Annotated in this window: 18 protein-coding genes; 2 read left to right on the forward strand and 16 right to left on the reverse strand. The window is 45.7% G+C overall.

Features of this window, described 5'->3' with window-relative positions; genetic code table 11:
* Nucleotides 1–43: 43 nt before the first annotated feature.
* Entirely contained in the window at nucleotides 44–1,369 is a 1,326-nt protein-coding gene (locus BUA75_RS07950; protein ID WP_072874074.1) for an NRAMP family divalent metal transporter, read from the reverse strand.
* Between the two features lie 207 nt (nucleotides 1,370–1,576).
* On the opposite strand from BUA75_RS07950, the gene BUA75_RS07955 reads away from it, so the two are divergent.
* Nucleotides 1,577–2,224, forward strand: a complete 648-nt coding sequence (locus tag BUA75_RS07955; RefSeq protein WP_072874075.1) for a helix-turn-helix domain-containing protein — start codon at nucleotides 1,577–1,579, stop codon at nucleotides 2,222–2,224.
* A 116-nt stretch (nucleotides 2,225–2,340) separates the two neighbouring features.
* Here the strand turns inward: BUA75_RS07955 and BUA75_RS07960 are convergent, their stop codons facing one another.
* Nucleotides 2,341–3,999, reverse strand: a complete 1,659-nt coding sequence (locus BUA75_RS07960) for a ribonuclease J (protein WP_072874076.1) — start codon at nucleotides 3,997–3,999, stop codon at nucleotides 2,341–2,343.
* A gap of 91 nt (nucleotides 4,000–4,090) precedes the next feature.
* Here BUA75_RS07960 and BUA75_RS16095 point away from each other — a divergent pair, with 91 nt between their 5' ends.
* Complete coding sequence (locus BUA75_RS16095) at nucleotides 4,091–4,378, forward strand: hypothetical protein (protein ID WP_129583565.1); 288 nt, start codon at nucleotides 4,091–4,093, stop codon at nucleotides 4,376–4,378.
* Between the two features lie 57 nt (nucleotides 4,379–4,435).
* On the opposite strand, the gene dapA is transcribed toward BUA75_RS16095, so the two are convergent.
* The 14 genes from dapA to rbfA all read right to left on the reverse strand — a co-directional run bounded on the left by dapA (nucleotide 4,436) and on the right by rbfA (nucleotide 18,317).
* Nucleotides 4,436–5,326, reverse strand: coding sequence for a 4-hydroxy-tetrahydrodipicolinate synthase (dapA, locus tag BUA75_RS07965; protein ID WP_072874077.1), 891 nt, complete (start codon nucleotides 5,324–5,326; stop codon nucleotides 4,436–4,438).
* A 6-nt stretch (nucleotides 5,327–5,332) separates the two neighbouring features.
* Complete coding sequence (gene dapG / locus BUA75_RS07970; protein ID WP_072874078.1) at nucleotides 5,333–6,559, reverse strand: aspartate kinase; 1,227 nt, start codon at nucleotides 6,557–6,559, stop codon at nucleotides 5,333–5,335.
* A 25-nt stretch (nucleotides 6,560–6,584) separates the two neighbouring features.
* Complete coding sequence (locus BUA75_RS07975) at nucleotides 6,585–7,625, reverse strand: aspartate-semialdehyde dehydrogenase (protein WP_072874079.1); 1,041 nt, start codon at nucleotides 7,623–7,625, stop codon at nucleotides 6,585–6,587.
* Nucleotides 7,626–7,638: 13 nt separating this feature from the next.
* A complete protein-coding gene (locus BUA75_RS07980; protein ID WP_072874154.1) occupies nucleotides 7,639–8,274 on the reverse strand; it encodes a dipicolinate synthase subunit B in 636 nt (211 codons plus the stop codon).
* Nucleotides 8,275–8,299: 25 nt separating this feature from the next.
* Nucleotides 8,300–9,205 (reverse strand): dipicolinate synthase subunit DpsA, encoded by a 906-nt coding sequence (dpsA, locus tag BUA75_RS07985; RefSeq protein ID WP_072874080.1) that lies wholly within the window; start codon nucleotides 9,203–9,205, stop codon nucleotides 8,300–8,302.
* A gap of 120 nt (nucleotides 9,206–9,325) precedes the next feature.
* Nucleotides 9,326–9,799 (reverse strand): dUTP diphosphatase, encoded by a 474-nt coding sequence (dut, locus tag BUA75_RS07990; protein WP_242650275.1) that lies wholly within the window; start codon nucleotides 9,797–9,799, stop codon nucleotides 9,326–9,328.
* Nucleotides 9,784–11,055 carry a M16 family metallopeptidase gene (locus BUA75_RS07995; protein WP_072874081.1) on the reverse strand — a complete coding sequence of 424 codons (1,272 nt, stop codon included), beginning with the start codon at nucleotides 11,053–11,055 and terminating at the stop codon, nucleotides 9,784–9,786. Before BUA75_RS07995 ends, dut begins: the two co-directional genes overlap by 16 nt.
* Before the next feature lie 131 nt (nucleotides 11,056–11,186).
* The gene (locus tag BUA75_RS08000) at nucleotides 11,187–12,131 is read right to left on the reverse strand and encodes a polysaccharide deacetylase family protein (protein ID WP_083574198.1); all 945 of its coding nucleotides are present in this window, start codon (nucleotides 12,129–12,131) and stop codon (nucleotides 11,187–11,189) included.
* A 132-nt stretch (nucleotides 12,132–12,263) separates the two neighbouring features.
* Nucleotides 12,264–14,360: a polyribonucleotide nucleotidyltransferase gene (pnp, locus tag BUA75_RS08005; RefSeq protein ID WP_072874082.1), complete on the reverse strand. Its 2,097-nt coding sequence runs from the start codon at nucleotides 14,358–14,360 to the stop codon at nucleotides 12,264–12,266.
* Between the two features lie 137 nt (nucleotides 14,361–14,497).
* Entirely contained in the window at nucleotides 14,498–14,767 is a 270-nt protein-coding gene (gene rpsO, locus BUA75_RS08010) for a 30S ribosomal protein S15 (protein WP_072874083.1), read from the reverse strand.
* Nucleotides 14,768–14,932: 165 nt separating this feature from the next.
* Nucleotides 14,933–15,904, reverse strand: a complete 972-nt coding sequence (locus tag BUA75_RS08015; protein WP_072874084.1) for a bifunctional riboflavin kinase/FAD synthetase — start codon at nucleotides 15,902–15,904, stop codon at nucleotides 14,933–14,935.
* Between the two features lie 2 nt (nucleotides 15,905–15,906).
* The gene (truB, locus tag BUA75_RS08020) at nucleotides 15,907–16,821 is read right to left on the reverse strand and encodes a tRNA pseudouridine(55) synthase TruB (protein ID WP_072874085.1); all 915 of its coding nucleotides are present in this window, start codon (nucleotides 16,819–16,821) and stop codon (nucleotides 15,907–15,909) included.
* Nucleotides 16,818–17,825, reverse strand: coding sequence for a DHH family phosphoesterase (locus BUA75_RS08025; protein ID WP_083574199.1), 1,008 nt, complete (start codon nucleotides 17,823–17,825; stop codon nucleotides 16,818–16,820). The genes truB and BUA75_RS08025 overlap by 4 nt, the downstream gene beginning before the upstream one ends.
* 21 nt (nucleotides 17,826–17,846) lie before the next feature.
* Nucleotides 17,847–18,317 carry a 30S ribosome-binding factor RbfA gene (gene rbfA, locus BUA75_RS08030; protein WP_072874158.1) on the reverse strand — a complete coding sequence of 157 codons (471 nt, stop codon included), beginning with the start codon at nucleotides 18,315–18,317 and terminating at the stop codon, nucleotides 17,847–17,849.
* Nucleotides 18,318–18,349 lie beyond the last annotated feature (32 nt).

Here is an 18,349-nt window from a genome sequence, read left to right on the forward strand (position 1 = left end):
GCTTTTATCGCCAAAGCATACTCCCTTTCTCGATAGCTCCCACCTAGAAAAATGTTTGCCAGAAAGTTGCCAAGGTTAATCCACAAAGCAGCGTGACCATTAACCATCCCCACACACGACCAAATATTTTTGTACGATACTGACCCATGAGACGTTTGTCACTTGTCATTACGACGAGAAAGATTAATAACGGAGTCATCAAAATGCCGCCAACAACCTGTGCAAGAATGGATAGAAAGTCGAGTGGCAGATGCGGTACCAGAATGGCTAAAGCGGCAAACAGCAAACTGCCAATGTAAACGGCATAAAATTTTGGTGCTTGACGCAACGTATCATTCAGGCTTTTTGACCATCCGAACAATTCTGAGATACTCCATGAAGAGGATAGGGATACTGTGATTGATGCCAAAAAACCAGCATCAAATAAACCAATTCCAAAGAGAATAGCTACCCATCTTCCATAACTGTGGTGCAACGCGTCAATGATTTGTGCTGGACCTGCACTGCTTACATTGGACATATGCCCAAACAAGGAAGCTCCAACAATAATAATGCCAGCAGCTACAATGACCTGAACCAAACAACCAAATGCTGTATCAATCCGTCCTAGAATCAGTTCTCGTGAACTGACGCCCTTATCAATCGTTCCACTACCTTGGAAGAAAATCATCCAGGGGGCTATGGCATTACCCACCGTGGCAATCACAAACCAAATCACACCCCCACGAAGACTGGTGGGTACATTCCAGGCTACAAAGGCGTGGCCAATCGATGCCAGGTTGGGATGAGTCATACCCGCTACTACTAGAAAAACAACGTTTAGTGCACCAACCAACAACGCAATGCGTTCTTTTGTAAAATATCCTGTGAAGATGGCAAATGAGACAATAAAAACGAAACAGATCAGATCACTTAACCAAAGCGGCAACCCTAGCAATGTCAATCCTGCTGTCATCCCAATAAATTCAGTAACCAAAGTCAGCAAATTCTCGAATGCGAGAGTAGTGATATGATAAAAACCCCAAAACTTACCATATCTCCGTAGCGCTAACCTTGAGAATCCTTCTTGAGTAACCGCTCCAAGGCGCATGCTCATTTCTTGAACTGTAAAAGTTAGAAATGCCAGACAAAGAACCAAAGGTATAAACAATCCAATTCCGAATTGCACACCTGTTGCCGCATAGGAAATCACCCCGCCTGCGTCATTGTCTGCCAAAGCTGCCAACAATCCCGGGCCAAGCAATGCCCAAAATATCCAGATATATCTTTGCCAACCATGTTTACGTTGCGCCATCATTTCTCGAAACCGTGATCGTTCCAAATTGCTTTGCGACGTTTCCAAATCATTCGGAATGATATTGCTGTCCATTGGAAAACCTCCATTCCCTGTAGGGCCAATCAAGCGGAGCTAGCAGAAGGTTTGAGTGACAAATTTCTCAAATATCTACACTACTTCAACCGGTGACGACATATTCTATACAGAGGCTGTTGCAAATGTGCCGATGTTGTAGAGGAAATCGAAACACGAAATAAATCCGTATGGATTAGTAAAAATTCATGATGTGGAGGTAGTAAAGTGGTGGAAAAAACGGCCGCAAACTTAGAGCAAACTGTTAAGTCTCTGCTGCGGCAACATTCCATGTCCATGCGTCAGTTGGCTGCTCTTACTGGAATTCACGTTGCAACGATTTCAAAGATGTTGCTCGGTAAACAACGAATTAATCCGGAATATTTGGAGAAAATTGCTGAGCATTTATCCGTCCATCCAACTCTGCTTTATCAAGCAGCAGGATTAAAAGTAGCCGATCACGTCGATAAAAACGATCACTTATCACTTCATAGTTATTTTAAGGATATAATTGACTATACTGGATATTCATCCGTTACCTTGAACAGGCAATCCATTATGGATGAACTATTGAAATACGATGGATACGCCAAGACCAGTGAAGGAAAATTACTGATTGAAGAAAAATTCCCAGAAAAGAGACAGCAAATTTTTGGAACAGGACCGTTTATCGATGAATTGGATAGTATGTATGAGCGTTATATTCACGGGGAAATTTCTGAAAAAGAAAAAATGATTTTAGGAAGTGGGTTGCTCTATTTTGTACTCGCGACAGATGCAATTCCAGATTTTATGTTTCCTATCGGTTATCTGGATGACGCTTTAGCCATTCAGATTACTCAAGAACGATTAATGGAGTTCTCTAAAAAAACATAAGAAGGGCTGCCCTCGACTGCTCGCCCCTTCTGTTAAAGGTTTGACCTTGTGGCTTCAGGGAAGCATAGGCAGAGTGGACAGCCCGACAATGATTTCAATGCTTTATGTTGTAACACTCACGCTTCCATGATAATAGGCAAAATCATGGGACGACGGCGCGTTTGCTCATATAGATATCTACCCAGTGTATCTCGAACAGCTGTTTTTAAAGAAGACCACTCGCTGATATTATCTGAAACCATACGAACGAGTGTCGATTCAACCAATTTGGTTGCCTCATCCAATAACGCTTCTGATTCGCGAACATAAACAAATCCACGCGAAATAATATCCGGACCAGAGAGTATCGTACCGGAAGTTTTTGAAAGAGTCACAACCACAACCAGAATACCGTCTTGAGAAAGCAACTTTCTATCACGCAGCACAATATTCCCCACATCACCAACACCAAGACCATCAATCATGACCGTACCTGCAGGTACCTTGCCGCCAAAACGTGCCCTATCTCCCTCGAATTCGACCACATCACCCAACTCGGTGATAAAGATATTGTCCGGATCGACACCCAAATCAATAGCTAAATTAGCGTGCGTGCGCTGCATACGAAATTCACCATGCACTGGCAAAAAATATTTAGGACGTGTCAGATTAATCATCAATTTTAATTCTTCTTGGCTACCGTGACCGGAAACGTGAACGCCTTGATAAATAACGTTTGCCCCCGCTTTAAATAATTGATCTATTGTACGAGAAATAAATTTTTCGTTACCGGGAATCGGATGCGAAGCCAAAATCACCGTATCTCCCGGCATGATTTCTACTTTTCGATGCGCAGAACGAGCCATCCGAGTCAATGCTGACATCGGTTCCCCTTGACTCCCAGTAGAAAGAATTAACACCTTGTCTGGATCCATCCTGCCAATCTCATCGACGTCGATTAATGTGCTTGGCAGAACATTCAAATAGCCCAGTTGAATGGAAGTTTGAATATTATTAACCATACTGCGACCTACAATAGCGACTTTTCTCCCGTATCGCTCTGCTGCCGTAATAACCTGCTGTACCCGATGAATGTTGGAAGCGAAAGTGGACAAAATGATACGTCCTGGCGCTTGAGCAACCAAATGATCAATTGTTTTGCCCACCGATTTCTCTGAGGGAGTAAAACCTGGACGCTCAGCATTTGTACTGTCAGCAACCAATGCCAAAACTCCCTGACTTCCATAACCAGCTAATTTTTGCAAATCAGCCTGACGTCCGTCCACTGGAGTTTGATCGAATTTAAAGTCACCTGTATGCACTACCAAACCCTCTGGTGTATGAATTGCAAAACCAACTGTATCGGGTATCGAATGGTTAACATAAAAATACTCTACTGAAAATACGCCTGCCTGAATTTGTTGGTTGTCCCCAATGGTATGCATTTTGACGGTATCCAGCAAATTGTGTTCTTTTAATTTGTTTTCAATTAAGCCAAGGGTCAATCGTGTACCATAAACAGGAACGTTGAGCGTTTTAAGAATATAGGGCAATCCACCGATATGATCTTCATGTCCATGCGTTACAAAAATCCCACGAACCTTTTCTTTATTTTCAACCAGAAAAGTAATATCAGGAATGACAATATCTACTCCGAGCATTTCTTCCTCTGGAAATTTTAATCCTGCGTCTACTACAATCATGTCATTGCCATACCAATACAAGGTCATGTTCTTTCCGATTTCTCCGACTCCGCCGAGCGGAACAATCGCTAATCTCGATTTACTTTTTGGCACAAAAACACCTCCGGAATATATATGAATATTTCAAAAATACAAAATTAAATAGACGTAACTTAAATGTGCGACATTAAATTTACCATAAATCATGAAAAAAACCAAAAAATCCCATCATCATACCGTAGACGAACAGCTTTGTTATACGATTGCCGTACAGTCTCATTTCTCCGAACTCATTCCCATTCCGCAATCTGCAGAATCCGCCCACGGAACGAAGATAGGTTCTTTGAACTGCAAAGCCGCACCAGTCACTGTACTTCTATTATACCCTGCTCTTTGTGGGGATACAACTCGCCTCTTGAAAACTAAAGATAAAAAAACCAGCATACGATGGTGGAAACTCTGCAGTCTCCATCCATGGACGCTGGTTTTTTAACTGAACGATTGCTAAACATCACTAGTGTTTCTCGTGAAGCAGTGAAACAATTCAATATTAGATACTTTGAAGGTAATCAAGCCTTAGCAGTTCTTTTCTTAATCGTTCGCACACCTGGGCAGGCGGCATTGTTACTGGCAAACGCGTTGAACCTACCGGGACGCCTATAGCCTCCAGAGACCATTTCAATGGCCCTGGACTTGTACTCATAAATAATGCTTCAAACAGCGACAATAGCATACCCGACCATCTTGCAGCTTCTTGTATGTTTCCTGCTACATATGCTTCTATCATTTGAGTCATTTCTCGACCAACCAAATGAGAAGCTACACTGACAACCCCATATCCGCCAACAGACAGAATAGGCAGTGTCAATTTGTCATCACCGGAGTATAGGTAGAAATCGTCTGGTTTATCAGCAGCAATCCTTAAAATTTGCGACATATCGGATGTTGCTTCTTTTAGGGCAAATACGTGAGGTATTTGTGCTAATTTCAAAACAGTATCAGGTTCAATATTGCTTGAAGTCCGGGTTGGTACATTATAGAGCATGATGGGAATCTGGATAGCATCAGCAATTGTTGCAAAATGCGCATACAACCCTTCCTGATTAGGGCGATTGTAATACGGTGCAACAAGCAGTACACCATCTGCACCCATGGATTCAGCTTCTCGCGCTAATGCTACGCTTGATTTGGTATCATTCGTACCTGCACCTAACATCACCGGCACACGATGGTTTACGATTTCCATCGTCCATTCAAGAAGAGTAAGCTTTTCCTGGTGACTCAGCGTGGGAGATTCACCTGTTGTTCCAGCGACAATAATCGTGGTAGTTCCTGATGAAAGCAGATGTTCGATTAAAATAGAGAGACGATGCCTATCAATTTGCTCTCCATCATCTTCAAACGGAGTAGCCATCGCCGTAATAAGCCGTCCAAAATTCAAAGGAAGTCACCTCGAAACATTCTGTTGTACCAGTTCCTCAAGACAAAACTCTCGATGTAACGCGCGAACTGCGGTTTCCATTTGGTCCATCCGAACCAAACACCACATGGTTGTATGTGAATCAGCAAATTGCAGAATTTCTACATTTTCTTCCGCCAAAGCTGTATATATTCGAGCCATGACACCTGGAGTTCCAGCAATAGCAGCTCCTACACAAGAAACTTTAGCACAATCGGGAAGAACTTCCACGGAATAACCAGATTCATTTAACAAACGAACAGCCAGATCAGCTTTCGTATTAGGTACGGTATACGCTACTTTACCTTCCTGCACAGAAATGAAATCAACTGATATGTTGTGCTCAGCCATGATACGAAAAACTCTAGCGCCGTCTTTTCCTGATGCTGGAATTAACAAACGCGTAACGTGAGTGGTTTGCGTAACTCCAGTAATCAATTGATCATGGACGACATGGGTTTCCAAAAAAGAGACATGGCTTGTCACCAATGTTCCCTCATCCTCTAAAGCGGTACTGCGAACTCGGATGGGGATGTTCTTTTGCATGGCAATTTCCACTGCGCGCGGATGAATTACCTTCGCACCCTGATAGGCCAGATTACAAATTTCAGAATAGGTCACCTGGCGAATGCGTTTGGCATTGGTAACAATCCGTGGATCTGCCGTCATTATACCTTCTACATCTGTAAAAATATCAACATACTCAGCATCGAGTGCCACACCCAGTGCTGTCGCAGTCGTATCACTTCCCCCGCGCCCGAGCGTAGTGATATCTCCTTCAGGAGTCACACCCTGGAATCCCATGACCACCACTATACGATTCTGCCCCAATTCATGCAGGATTCGTGTCGGATTCACTTCTAAAACCCGCGCATTCGTAAAATCTTTGGTAGTGATAATTCCAGCCTGCGCCCCGTTCATCACCGTTACTTCATGTCCCCGGCTGCGCAATAAGCTGGAAAAGACCACTGCAGATATGGCTTCTCCACAAGACATAATGATATCCATATCACGGGGTGAAACGCTGGAAGCATTCTCAAACATGGAAAGCAATGTGTCAGTGGCATACGGCTCCCCACGTCGACCCATGGCAGAAACAACCACCACTACTCGATAGCCATCACTGAGTGCTCTCTCTATATGATTGGCAGCATAATTGCGCATTTCACTGGTGGCAACCGATGTACCGCCAAATTTTTGTACGAGGATTTTCACTCTCATCCACTCCTGACAAAGCCGTTCAATGCTCCTTGCCGAGCCAATCGTTTTTAACCAGTTCTTCCGCGATTTGTACCGCATTATAAGCGGCTCCCTTTAACAAGTTATCAGCGACTATGAAGAACTGCACACTTCGTTCATCAAATAAATCAGAACGTATTCTGCCAACAAAGGTTTGGCCGCTCCCTTCTACCATGCGCGGATGCGGCCAGATACCTTCTTCTGGACGATCCGCTAAACTGACACCTTCAGCCTGAGCTAGCAGCACACGCACTTCTTCGACAGAAACTGGTCGCGCAAAAGTCACGCGAACTGACTCTGAGTGTCCATATACTACAGGTACTCGCACAGCCGTAGGCGCTACACGCAAGGTTGGCTGTTCAAGAATTTTTCTGCTTTCCTGGACCAGTTTCATTTCTTCTTTTGTATAGCCATTCTCTAAAAAGACATCGCATTGCGGCAAAACGTTAAACGCCATAGGTACATAGAAGGGTGCAGATGCCATCGGAAAAAGCGTACTCTCTTTAGCAGCAAAACCACTTTCGAGTTCTCGATGAAGCGCATCAATCGCTGTTTGCCCCATGCCACTGACAGCTTGATAAGTAGAGATAACCACTTCCTCTAATCCGAGCGAACGCAATGCATGCAAAACGACTACCAATTGAATGGTCGAACAGTTAGGATTAGCAATAATCCCCTTGTAGCGGCTCAGTGCATGAGGATTCACTTCAGGCACAACCAAGGGAACGTCTTCCTGCATTCGATAAGCACTGCTATTGTCCACCACAACCGCATGACTGCGAACAGCGAGTGGAGCGTACTGCTTGGATGTATTTGCCCCCGCACTAAAAAGCGCAATATCCACTCCTTCAAAGGAGTCTTCTTGAACAGCTTCTACTTGCAGTTTCTCGCCAGCATAGGACAGCGTTTGTCCGGCCGATCTCGGTGATGCTAACAATCGCAGTTCAGACAACGGAAAATTTCGCTGTTCCAAAACTTCTATCATCTTTCGGCCTACGGCGCCCGTAGCACCAAGAATCGCCACACGAACTGGATGGTTCACCCGTCTCTATCCCCTATTCACTATGATTTGCAGTCTCCTGCCAAGTTGGCTTGCGTTCATTTTGCCAACGTTCAATCAGGACTGGTTGCAATTGGCGTTTTTGCAATGCCCATTCAATGGTCTCGGGCAATTGGGTCATATCGGCCACAAGTGAATTCATTTTAACATGTGGAGCATCCTGTCCGAAGGGAACAAAGAAAATATTCTTCGTATTCATCAATTTTGCTACATTATATAGATTTAATCCAAGCCCATCATTGGTTGAAATGGCTAATATCACTGGACGATCATTTCGAAAGGTTGATTTTGCAGCCATCAAAACGGGAGAATCGGTATTTGCTGCCGCTAAGCGAGAGAGAGAACTGCCTGTGCAAGGCGCAATCACAAAAGCATCCAAGCGTTTTTGTGGACCCAAAGGTTCTGCTTCTGGTATGCTCGTAATAGCCTTCTGACCGGTAAGACGCTCTATCTTTGCCGCCCATTCACCTGCTTCCCCAAAACGTGTGGAAACAGTTTGAACCGAATGCGAAAAAACAGGCACCACTGTAGCTTTTGTTTCTACCAATTGTTCTATAATAGGATAGACTTCTTCGTAAGTACAATGGCTGCCCGTGACGCCAAAACCTATAGTCTTTCCTTCTAATGTCAATGACTTCACGTCCCTTTTCACAAAATTATCCTTTCTCATGTACCTCTGGTTCCGCATCCTTGACGTTCATCAAGCGACAGATGCTCTCAGCTATAATCTTGCCGGCCGTCTTTGGGGCCACAATGCCCGGCAGGGAGGGGGCCAGAATCGCTGTCATACCGCGCCGCTCTGCATAACGAAAATCCGTACCGCCTGGTGCGGAAGCAATATCAATAATGACCGCGTCTAAACGCATTTCTTTTAAAATAGCTGCCGGTAAAACCAATGCGGGAATGGTATTAAAGACAATATCTGCATCTTGCACAGCTTCCAGCAAGCGCTCAAAAGGAACATCCTGCATACCCATTTCACGTATTCGTGCTAACTCCGGTAGTGGTTTAGCAACCACTCGCACATGCGCCCCTAAAGCGTGAAGCGTCCTTGACAATGTTTTTCCACACCTGCCAAAACCAAGCACAACTACGTTAGAATCGTGGATGGTGACTTCCGTCTTCTCCATAGCCAGAGCAATCGCGCCTTCTGCTGTGGGAATCGAATTCAAAATAGCCACTTCATCTTGTTCCATCAATTTAACTAAGCAAAGCCCATACTCCGAACAAATACTTTCCAAACGATTGCGCGCGATCCCGGTAAATACCTTGGCTCCTGGTTTAAGAGCTGCAAAATGATGTTCATTCAAAATCAGTGGTTCGCGAGAGAAACGCGTCTGTACTGAGCCATCCTCTGCCATTCCAGCTACAGGCAAAACAAGCGCATCGGCACCCGCAAACGTTTCGACCGTCAAATCAGCATGGGTGGTGTCGGTAAAAGTTCGGTTGCACAATTCAAAACCGACCAAAGTTACTGTGGCGTCATTATCAACAACCTGCTGAATCACTTCCAACTGGCGCAAATCGCCTCCAACAAAGATAAAACGCCGTCCTGTCAGCATGACCACACCTCCAAGCCAGGTATACCAGCCTATGTGCATGCACTTGGATGAGTGCAAAAAAAATAAGCCGCCCTTTGTTCTTAGGCAGCTTTGGATAGGCTTATGAAAACAGGCTTATGTTTAAGATTCTCCGGTGGATCCAAAACCTCCCTTTCCACGCTCGGTAGGGCTAAGTGATGCTGAAAGCACCCAATGGGCATGAAAAATAGGAAGAAAAACAATTTGGGCAACGCGATCGCCCGATTGAATGGAAACTGGCTGGTCGCCGAAATTTTGCAAAAGTACCTGTAATTCTCCACGATAGTCGGAATCAATTACACCGACTCCGTTTGGCAAACCAAGTCCGTAACGCCATGCATGTCCGCTTCTTGCAAAAATCAGTCCAACACAGTTATTGTCCGGCATTTCAATGGCAATTCCCGTTGGAATACGGACACGTTGTTGAGGCTGGAGGAGCAACGGTTCTGGTAGACAAGCGTATAAATCAGCACCTGCTGCTCCTTCTGTTTGTGGTTTGGGTAAAAATTCAGAACTAGCGTAAGGTGAAACGATGCGATACTGAATGACAATTTGAGAATTCATGCGTTCACCCATCCACTGTTTTGAATGGCAGCCTGTACATCCACCTCAGACATAGGCCCTACTGTAGAAATGGCAAATGGATGCTGCAACAACTGTCGGGAAACACGAAGGACATCTTCTGTCCGTACAGCATCAATAGCAGCCAATGTCTCTTCAATGCTGATACTGCGCCGCAGCAACAGTTCATTTTTGCCAAGCCGGCTCATTCGACTGCTTGTACTCTCCAAACCTAACATCATAGAACCTTTGAGTTGGGCTTTACCTTTGCTTAGTTCTTCCTCGCTTAAACCTTGTTCAGCAAACCGCGCAACACACTCTTGTATCAATTGGAGCACATCGGAAAGATTTTCTGGCGATGTACCTGTATATATGCCAAACATTCCGCAATCCAAATAGGAAGAATGATAAGAGAAAACAGAATACGCCATACCTCGCTCTTCACGAATTTCCTGAAAAAGTCGAGAAGACGGATTACTTCCAAGCGCATTGTTCATCAAAATCAAGGCGTACATATCCGGATGACCAGCAGGCAATCCTGGGGCTGCCAAAGCGACATGCATTTGCTCAATATCCTTTTGACGCACAACGACCGGTGTCCGAAAAGGCGGCTCTACCAATTGACGACTACCAGTTCCCGAGGGTTGATAATGGCCAAACAGACGGCCAAAGGTTTCTATCACTCGAGCCTCAGAAATATTGCCAGCCACTGAGATGACAATATCGTTCCCCTGGTATCTGGATTCGATATAGGAAAGCAAATCCTGCCTGGAGAAACTTCGCAGATTCTCCTCTAATCCAAGAATCGTAAAACCTAGCGAATGCTCCCCATAGATACCTTCTGCCAAAAGATCCATCACAAGTTCATCCGGTGTGTCCTCATACATGTGAATCTCTTCTATAACTACCTTGCGTTCTTTGTCCATTTCATCGACTTGAAATTGAGAATGCAGCAACATATCACTGAGTGTATCTGCAGCAATTTCAAAATGATCATCAAGAACGCGCGCGTAAAAGCACGTATATTCTTTAGATGTAAAGGCGTTAACCTGACCTCCAAGATTGTCAAACAGTTCTGCCAATGCTTTGGCAGAATAACGTTCTGTTCCTTTAAAAAACATGTGTTCTAAAAAATGGCTAACTCCGTTGTTTTGCTTATTTTCAAAACGCGATCCGGTACCTATCCAAATTCCAATCGCAACGGATCGCAGAAATGGAATTTCTTCTCCAACAATGCGAACGCCTGAAGGCAGTTGATGACGGTAGCTCACAGTCTGATTATCCTCCTCAAACCTGACGCAGTAACTGTGCCAAGCCTATCCGCAACTATATCAGACTGTCGCATCTATACTCAAGAAAAATTTCTACACACTCTTGCTATTTTTTTTATTTTGTAAACCACTTAATTCTGCTCTTTGGCCAAAACCTTTGGTGGATGAGTCATTCTGCGTTCAGCCAACACATCACTGACCGTTTTTATACAATATCCCTGATTGCGCAATAAATGAATGATTTGCGGCAAAGCTTGTGCTGTTTCCGCTGTCGGATGCATGAGAATCATCATGCCTGGTGTCAACTGTGAACGAACACGCTCGAGAATAACAGCAGGGCGGGGATGTTTCCAATCCACAGTATCGGCTGTCCAAAGAATAACCGTCGTTTGACGATGCCGGGCTAATTGCACCAGTCGCTCGTCATAACTGCCTGACGGTGGAGCGATGATTCGGCTATCAACACCGAGTTGAGTATAGAGTATCGTATGTGTGACATCCAATTGACGGCTTAACTTTTCCATACTCAATTGGCGAAAATCAGGATGGCCTGTCCCATGGCTACCGATATCTTGGCCTTCTTCCACTAATTTGCGAGCTAAAGTAAGATTTTTCTTGACCCAAGCTCCGTCAAGAAAAAAAGTGGCTCGCACGCCTTCTTTATGCAAAGTTTCAATCATGGATGGAAGATACTCTTCTCCCCATGAAACATTAATCATCAGCGTAGCTGATTTTTCAGTCGCAGGTGCACGGTAAACTGGAGCCGGTGGCAATTTCTCCAAATGCTCCGTGGGAGCAACAGATTTCCATTGCAAGTGATACTTCCCGTCAGTTGCCGAAGCGGTCAGCCGCTGAGAAGCTGGAATATCAAGCTGCCAACCCGACAGACCGGGAATTCCTTTCCAAACACGATCGATGCGGGCATTTGTTGGTGCTTGGCCAAACTCTTTATTCAATCGCACAAAATCATCTGTCGTTGTGGGAACAGCCAGAACTGTTGGATGGATACAAGTCATCAGGCAGCATAAAGCTGCTACAGCTCTGGCTGCGATGTGTGAAGCGCGTAAAAAAGACACCTCTCATCCCTCGCTTTCGTGAGTCTCTCGGTTTTTCGGAAGAAAAGACCCACTGCTTTCAAGTACTGTCGAGGATAAGGTGCCCAAAAATGCTTCCATTCACACAAAGGTTGATACAAAATGAATCACAAATTACAGAGAAGCCATATCCGATTCATTCTTTAAAGCTTCCTTGCGAGAGAGGTTCAGTCGGCCTTGTGCATCAATTTCTGTTACTTTCACAGTCAGCGGATCGCCCACTGAACAAACGTCCTCTACTTTGTTGACACGTTGCATATCCAACTGAGAAATGTGCACCAGTCCCTCTTTACCAGGCAAAATTTCCACGAAGGCACCGTATTTTTCCACACGGGTTACTCGGCCTACATAGGTTTGGCCGACTTCTACTTCGCGAGCAATATTCTCAATCGTCTGTTTGGCACGATGAGCCATTTCCGCATCCATACCGTGAATAAAGATTCGTCCATCTTGCTCAATATCAATTTTTACACCAGTTTCTTCAATAATTTTGTTAATCACACGACCACCAGGTCCAATCACATCACGAATCTTATCTGGATGAATGCGCATGGAAAGCACGCGTGGTGCATATTGCGATAATTCTGGACGCGGCTTAGAAATGGCTTCCATCATTTTCTGCAGTATAAAAAGACGGCCCACACGCGCCTGCTGTAAAGCTCGCTCTAGAATTTCGCGATTGATACCAGCAATTTTGATATCCATTTGTAAGGCAGTAACGCCTTTTTCGGTCCCAGCTACCTTAAAGTCCATATCACCAAGATGGTCTTCCATACCTTGGATGTCCGTCAAGATGGCTACGTCTTCACCTTCTTTGACAAGTCCCATTGCTATCCCGGCTACGGGTGCTTTGATAGGCACTCCCGCATCCATCAGGGCCATCGTACTGCCACAAATGCTTGCTTGAGAGGTCGATCCGTTAGATTCCAATATCTCAGAGACCACACGAATCGCGTAAGGGAACTCTTCAGGTGATGGAATCACAGCGTCAAGAGCCCGCTCACCAAGTGCGCCATGACCAATATCTCGGCGGCTCGGCGCGCGCAAAGGACGTGCTTCACCCACACTAAAGGGAGGAAAATTGTAATGATGCATATAGCGATTGGAAGCTTCTAACTCTAAACCATCCAAAATTTGCTCATCACCCATGGCGCCAAGTGTACAAACCGATAACGCCTGCGTCTGCCCCCGAGTAAAAAGACCGCTTCCATGGGCTCTCGGCAAAACTCCGACCTCACAAGAAATCGGTCGAATTTCATCCAGTTGACGTCCATCGGGCCGCAAACCTTCTTTAAGAATCGCTGTGCGAACTTCTTCTTTGAGCAAATCGTGCAAGATTTCGTCCATCCAGGCCTCGTCTTCCGGATATTGCTCAAGAAGTTTTTCTTTGACACTCGTATTGACGGTGGCAATGTTCTCTTCACGTGTCTGCTTGTCCGGATGGCGTACAGCAAGACGCAATTGTTCACCAAGAACTTCACGAATAGCTTGTACCAATTCCGCAGGAGCTTGACGCAAAACAACTTCGCGCTTGCTCACGCCCACTTTTTCAGCGAATACCTGAATTTCAGCAATAATCGCCTGAATATGTCGGTGTCCAAATAAAATAGCCTCAAGCATTTGCTCTTCAGGCACTTCTTCAGCACCTGCTTCAACCATGACAATGGCGTCTTTGGTGCCAGCGACCACCAGATGCATTTGGCTTCGAGTCGCTTCTTCAACAGATGGATTGAGAACAAACTGACCATCAATCAGCCCTACAATCACACCAGCAATCGGTCCATCAAAAGGAATGTCTGAAATCGTCAGCGCTGCTGATGTACCAATCATTGCAGTGATTTCTGGGGCACAGTCTTGATCGACTGACATGACGAGATCGACCACTTGCACTTCATTGCGAAAACCTTCAGGAAATAATGGACGAATGGGGCGGTCAATCAGCCGTGAAGCGAGTATCGCTTTCTCACTGGGCCGGCCCTCTCGTTTAATGAATCCTCCGGGAATCTTACCGACTGCATAAAGACGTTCCTCGTAATTAACAGTCAATGGGAAAAAATCAAGATCTTTTGGCTCTTTTGAAGCCGTCACTGTGGCCAGAATCATGGTATCTCCATATCTGGCATCAACAGCCGCTGTTGCCTGTTTGGCCATTTTGCCAGTTTCCAGTACAAACTTGCGACCGGCGACCATAAACTCATGCCGCACAACCATACAACAATTTTCCTCCTCTATCCTGTCGTTGTTATTTCTATCCAGGATTACATTTTGTGCAATTGAACGATGGATTTACAAGCTAAATGAACAATGCAGACGCATGCAAAACAAGCGGGCCTTAGCCCGCTTGCAATCTATCTGCGCAATCCTAGCGTCTGAATCAACTCACGATATCGATTGACATCTTTCTTGCGAAGATAGTTCAGCAAGTTTCTACGATGACCAATCATTTTATACAAACCGCGACGGGAGTGATGGTCTTTCTTGTGTTCACGAAAATGTTCCGTCAGATAATTAATTTTTTCAGTAAGAATGGCAATCTGAACTTCTGGACTTCCTGTGTCTGAATCATGCAGGCGAAATTTCTCGACAATTTGCTTCTTTTGTTCATTAGTTAACAAAATAACCTCTCCTCTGTTGGCTCACGAAATCCCTCCTGCCGAAGCTGCCGTCAGGAGCAAACGAACAACTGCGACAGAGTTCCATTCTCATGTGAGCTAAATCAATGTCAATGACTCACAAAATATAGCACACTCCAGCAACTTCGTGCAATCTCAGGAAGAGGGCGATCACGATGTTTGTCCCATACCAAGCATTTCCCTGGCTATCTGCACGTCCTCACGAATCTGTGTTTCCAACTCTGCAAGTGACGCGAATTTCTTCTCATCGCGAATTCTGCGCAGAAATTGTATACGCAAGGTCGAGCCATACAAATCCCCTGAGAAATCGAGCAGATGAACTTCTAGTTTCTCGGCCACACCATCGACTGTCGGTCGTACGCCAAGATTGGCCACGCCAAACCAATGTCGACCCGATGTCGCATAAGGAGCCGTATCGACCGCTACTACATATACCCCGCGCTTTGGCAAAACATAACTGTCCAGCTTCCCTATATTGGCTGTTGGAAAACCGAGTTCTCTTCCTCGCTTGTCCCCTGTCTCCACCAAACCCGTAACACCATACGGACGTCCGAGCAAAGCTTCTGCAGCTTCCACACGTCCAGTTTGCAAATGTTTGCGAATTTGAGAAGACGAAACCTTTATACCATTTTCTTCTACATGGTGAACGACGTTGACCGGAATATTGTGTGGCTGACAAAGCTTAGCTAATTCTTCAGCTGTCGCTCGCCCACCCTGGCCAAATCGAAAGTCATGCCCTACAACTATGCTCTTCGCTCCGAGCGGAAGAAGGTAGTTGGCGAGGAATTCCTCTGGGCTGGTATTCATAAAAACCTGGTTAAAATGTGCCAAATAAAGACGTTCTACACCAAATTGTTCGAGCCAATATGTCTTTTCCGGCAATGGTGTAAGGAGACGCAAATATTGTTCGTCCCCTGTCAACACGTATGTAGGATGAGGTTGAAAACTCAAGACTGCCACTTGACCTGCTCGAGAGTCAGACGCAAGCTCTGCACGAGCTTTGGCAAGAATGGCCTGATGCCCAATATGCACGCCGTCAAACTTGCCGATGGCCAGTACACAGGGAGATAAAATCTCTCCAGCAGCAAAAGACGGCCCTTCAATGTCTATCCGTTGCAACATTTCTATTCACCTCTTTTCCAAAAAACTTTCTGCGGTTTCAATATCCACACGCCCGTTCGTTCCTGAATCGGCGTTGCACTAGCAACCAATCGTCCACCGCATGTCAAAAACACAGTTTCCGTCCAAACATGACTATTGCCTTGCACATAACGCAATTTCTGGCCACAGGCCAAACGCTCTGCCTCTGGCAGAGAAACCTCTAATTGTTGATAGTGCTTCAGCGCGTCAAGCGGATGACGAAGATATTTTAATCGTTGCTCATCTCCCAAAAGAGTAGCTAATGGTATACATTCTTCAATATCCATACCACTTGCCATCGTGCGGCGCAAGCTGCGAAGATGGGCTGGGACACCAAGCAGCCGTCCAAAATCTCTACACAGGGAACGAATGTACGTCCCCGCACTGCAAGTTACTTGAAACTGCAAAAGCCACGTTTCACCCGTGTTGTCTGATTCTGGCGCCACATGAAATTCGAGAATTCGCACTTGCCGCGTAGGTGGATTGAAATCAGCTCCTGAGCGGGCCAAGTCATAGGCACGTTGCCCAGCTATATGCACTGCCGAATAACGAGGTACTTGTTGATCAATGATACCCATCAGACAACTGGCGGCTCTTTCTGCCTCTTGCAAGGTAAGGCCCTGGGTTGAACCGATTTCCAACACTTGACCTTCAGCATCATCCGTGCTGGTACCAACGCCAAGCAACAAGGTGCCCGTGTAAGTTTTGTCGCTCCCAGTCATATATTCGAGTAATCGCGTAGCTTCTCCCAAACACAAAAGAAGTACGCCCGTTGCAGCCGGATCGAGCGTACCTGCATGTCCTACACGCCGAATGCCATAAGCGCGACGTACTCGTTGGACCACATCATGCGAAGTTATACCAGCTGGTTTGTCAACAGGCAACAAACCCCAACTCATGCCAATCCAGCCTCCGCGAGCGCTGCTTCAATCGCAGCAGACACTTTATCCATAGCAATATCAAGCGTGTCCATGATCACACAACCTGCTGCCCGAACATGACCACCGCCGCCAAATTGTTGCGCTACTCGTGAAACATCAACTCGCCGTTTGGAACGAAGCGAAACTTTAACTGTACCTTCCTCTGTCTCGCGAAAGAGCATCCCCACTTCAACCGTATCAATCGAGCGGGCAAATCCTACCAAGCCTTCCACATCGTCATCGTTTGCACCTGCACCATCCAACATACCGCGCGTAACATAAATCGCAGCATAGAGGCCATTGCGCGAGACTGTCAAATTAGCAAGCGCCATCTGCAACAGATGCATTTGTGCGGCCGAACGCGATTCCAGCGCTGGTTCAGCAATATCATAAGGTTGAACACCTGCCGCTAATAATTCTGCGGCAATTTGGTGCACAGCTTTTGTTGTATTCGGTTGGATAAACCCCGCCGTGTCAGTCAGAATTCCGGTGTAAAGAGCCGCAGCTAGAGACTGCTGCATCGGTTGTTGTAATTGTTGAGCTAAATAGAAGATCAATTCACAAGTAGCCGCGGCGTCAGCATCCACATAATTGGCCATCCCATAACGCGGATTCGTACGGTGATGGTCAATATTGACAATCGTCGCCTGATTGGCAATCCAACCATGCAGCCCTTGAAAACGCATCTCGTCTGCGCAGTCAACGGCAATTACATGGGAAAAACGCTCGCCTGCAAAATGGGAGGCAAGTTGAGCCTTCCCAAAAAACTCCAGATAATCAAAGCGACGCGGCAAAACTGTCTCTGTCAGGAAAGTCCATTTTTTACCCAGTTGCTCAAGAATATGGGCGATGGCTAAAGCACTGCCAATCGCATCACCGTCTGGCCGCTCATGTGTCACAATCAGCCAATTGTCGCCATTTTTCATAACTTCCACTACACGCTGTATATCGTCGGTGAATTTGGGATTTGGCAGGATTGCCATTCAGTTGTTCCCCTTTCCACCTTAGTCATTCTCACTTGTCCGAAATTCTTGATTCAAATGGTTATTAGAAACTTGTCCCCCAGCCGCTTCGGAGGATGGACGCGAATCTTCCAAAGACTTAAGCACTGTCTGAATATGGGCGCTGTATTCACCGGAATCGTCAAGTTTAAAAATGATTTCCGGGGCTAACCGAAGATGTAGACGGCGAGCAATTTCTCCCCGCACAAAACCAGCTGCTTTCTGCAGCGACTGTAAAACTTCTTCTTTTTTAGCCGCGTCGCCAAACACACTGACATACGCTTTTGCGTGCTGCAAATCTCCAGCCATGTCTACCCTGGTCACCGTAATAAAACCGAGTTCTTGATTTTTTAAGTGATTTTGCAAAATATCCGCCAATTCTTTTTTCATCTGCTCACCTACGCGAGCTACGCGGATTTTACTCAAATGCCATCTTCCTTTCAGCCCGTGGTATGGGCAGGCCGAAAACGGCATGCGAATTCGGCTCTCCAACTTGCGTCCCAAAC

Origin of the sequence: Alicyclobacillus tolerans (assembly GCF_900142255.1) — a bacterium.
Classification (GTDB): domain Bacteria; phylum Bacillota; class Bacilli; order Alicyclobacillales; family Alicyclobacillaceae; genus Alicyclobacillus_I; species Alicyclobacillus_I tolerans.